Annotated in this window: 3 protein-coding genes; 2 read left to right on the top strand and 1 reads right to left on the bottom strand. The window is 70.3% G+C overall.

Going from position 1 to position 2,419, the window contains the following annotated elements; translation table 11 throughout:
- The first annotated feature begins 233 nt into the window (after positions 1–233).
- A complete protein-coding gene (locus B0W88_RS31195; RefSeq protein ID WP_233151906.1) occupies positions 234–1,172 on the top strand; it encodes a MurR/RpiR family transcriptional regulator in 939 nt (312 codons plus the stop codon).
- A 140-nt stretch (positions 1,173–1,312) separates the two neighbouring features.
- Positions 1,313–1,990, top strand: a complete 678-nt coding sequence (locus tag B0W88_RS31190; protein ID WP_077038348.1) for a PEP-CTERM sorting domain-containing protein — start codon at positions 1,313–1,315, stop codon at positions 1,988–1,990.
- A gap of 2 nt (positions 1,991–1,992) precedes the next feature.
- Here B0W88_RS31190 and B0W88_RS31185 read toward each other — a convergent pair.
- Positions 1,993–2,419: HAD hydrolase-like protein (locus B0W88_RS31185; RefSeq protein ID WP_144007118.1), on the bottom strand; the 427-nt coding region annotated here is incomplete at its 5' end.

The raw sequence follows: 2,419 nt of genomic DNA, 5'->3' as shown, positions 1-2,419 counted from the left end.
GGGCCAGCAGCAGGCGACGACAAGTCAGGTTCGGGAAAGCGGGCCGGCAGTTCATCACAACACCTCGGACTGTTGGTTCCGATACTAGTCCAGCCGGCGCCTTCCGGGGGGCCGACGATGCCGCCGCATGCGCGCTGCGACGAGAGATCGGGAATATGACCCGCGCGGGCCCGTCACGGGTGCTGCGCTACAGTGCGGCGCAGCCCTCCGCCCGACCCTCCAGCGCCCCTTCCATGGCCCAGCGACCGACCCGCGGCACGACCGCCTCCCGACCCAGCACCACCGGCCGCAAGAAGGCCGCCAAGGCGCCCGCGGCCGACCCGATCTCGGTCTCCGCCGTGCTGGCCCGGCTGCGCACGCTGCGGCCCACGCTGGGCCCGGCGGTGCAGCGCATCGCCGACTTCATCGCCGACCACCCGCAGGAGGTCGTCCACATGTCGGTCAGCGAGGTGGCGGAGCGCACCGGCGCCAGCGAGGGCAGCGTGGTCGGCCTGTGCAAGAGCATCGGCGCCACCGGCTTCCAGCAGCTGAAGATCGTGCTGGCCCAGGAGATCGTGCAGCCGGTGCAGCTGATCCACGAGGACCTGGAGCCGCGCGACCCGGTGGCCGACGTGATGGCCAAGATCTTCCACAGCAACGTGCAGACGCTGCAGGACACCCAGTCCACGCTCAGCGCCACCGCGATGGAGAAGGCCGTCAAGCTGATCCGCGCGGCCAAGCGCATCGAGATCTACGGCATCGGCAGCGCCGCCCCGATCGCCGAGGACGCCCACTACCGGATGCTGCGCATCGGGCTCAACGCGAAGTCGGTAGTGGACTCGCACATGCAGGTCATCAGCGCCACGCTGACCGGGCCGGACGTGGCCGTCATCACCGTGTCGCACTCGGGCAGCACGCACGAGACGGTCACCGCCACGCGGCTGGCCAGGGAGGCCGGCGCGAAGACGATCTGCATCACCAACTTCGGCCGCTCGCCGATCCAGCAGTACGCCGACGTGCTGCTGCTGACGATGGCGCGCGAGACCCAGTTCCGCACCGAGGCGATGACCAGCCGGCTGGCGCAGCTGGCCATCATCGACGTGCTGATCGCCTGCCTCGCGCTGGCCGACTACGGCCACGCGGTGAAGACGATCCGCAAGACCTTCGACGTGCTGTCGCTGAAACGCTATTGAATTTTCTTTGACATTCACTCAATTCGTAGAGCGAACGGATTGAACAAAGTTCACGCACCTGTCACGCCCCGACCCTAGGCTGGAAGCACCCCGGCATGCCTCGCCGCGGCCCCTTCTTCCCACCCTGGAGTGACAGCACCATGAAGACTTCCTTCCTCGCCCTGGCCGCGCTCGCCGCGTCCGCCCTCGCCTCGCAGGCCCAAGCCACGGTCTATGCCGGCGTGAACTTCCCGGCCGGCCAGATCTCGTTCGCCGACGAGTTCGTCTCGCGCTCCTACCCGAGCGCCGCCCAGGCGCCCGACAGCTACAACGGCAAGCCCGAGAACAGCCTGGGCGCGCCGAACTACGTGTCCGGCGGCGGCTGCACGGCCGCCAGCAACCCCTGCACCTTCATGTCGCTGGGCAACGGCGGCAGCGCCGTCTGGAAGTTCACCGACAACGTGCTGGTGGCCGACGGCACGTCCAACTTCGACCTCGCCGTCTTCGAGGTGGGCCCCTCGGTCGAGCCGATGTACGTGGCGGTCAGCAAGGACGGCAGCACCTGGTTCAACGTCGGCGCGCTGGGCGGCTCCACGTCCGCCGTCGACCTGGACGCCTACGGCTTCACCTCGGCCGACCACTTCAGCTACGTCAAGCTGACCGATGCCAACCCCAACAACCTGAAGACCGGCGGCGGCTCGTCCGGCGCGGACATCGACGCCATCGGCGCGATCTCCACGCTGCCCGCAGCGGCCGTGCCGGAGCCCGCCACCACCGCGCTGATGCTGGCCGGCCTGCTGGGCCTGGGCCTGTACGGCCGCCGCAGCAAGAGCCGCTGAGTTCAGGGCAGGCGCAGCAGCGCGGCCGGGCTCGCCGCGCGGGCCTGCGGATCGCGCCCGAGCAGCAGGCAGCGCATGCCCAGCCGGGCCGCGCCCAGCGCATCGGTCAGCGGGTTGTCGCCGATCACCAGCGTGTGGGCCGGCGTGGCCCCAAGGCGGCGCAGGCCTTCGATGAACAGGTCCGCCTCGGGCTTGCCGATGACCTGCGCAGGCTCGATGCCCGCGCAGGCCACCAGCGCCCGCATCAGCGCGCCGGTCTCGGGCACGACCGCGCCTGCGGGCGCGGGATGGCTCAGGTCCGGGTTGGTGACGACGAGGCGCGCCCCGGCGCGCAGTTCGTTGGCGGCCAGCGCGAGGCGGGCGTAGTCGAAGCGGCGGTCGCGGGCGAGCACGATGAACTCGGGCTCGGCATCGACCAGGCGGCATCCC

The sequence above is a fragment of the Pelomonas sp. KK5 genome (assembly GCF_001984095.1).
Lineage (GTDB): Bacteria > Pseudomonadota > Gammaproteobacteria > Burkholderiales > Burkholderiaceae_C > KK5.
This window is presented reverse-complemented; position numbering and strand designations above follow the sequence as displayed.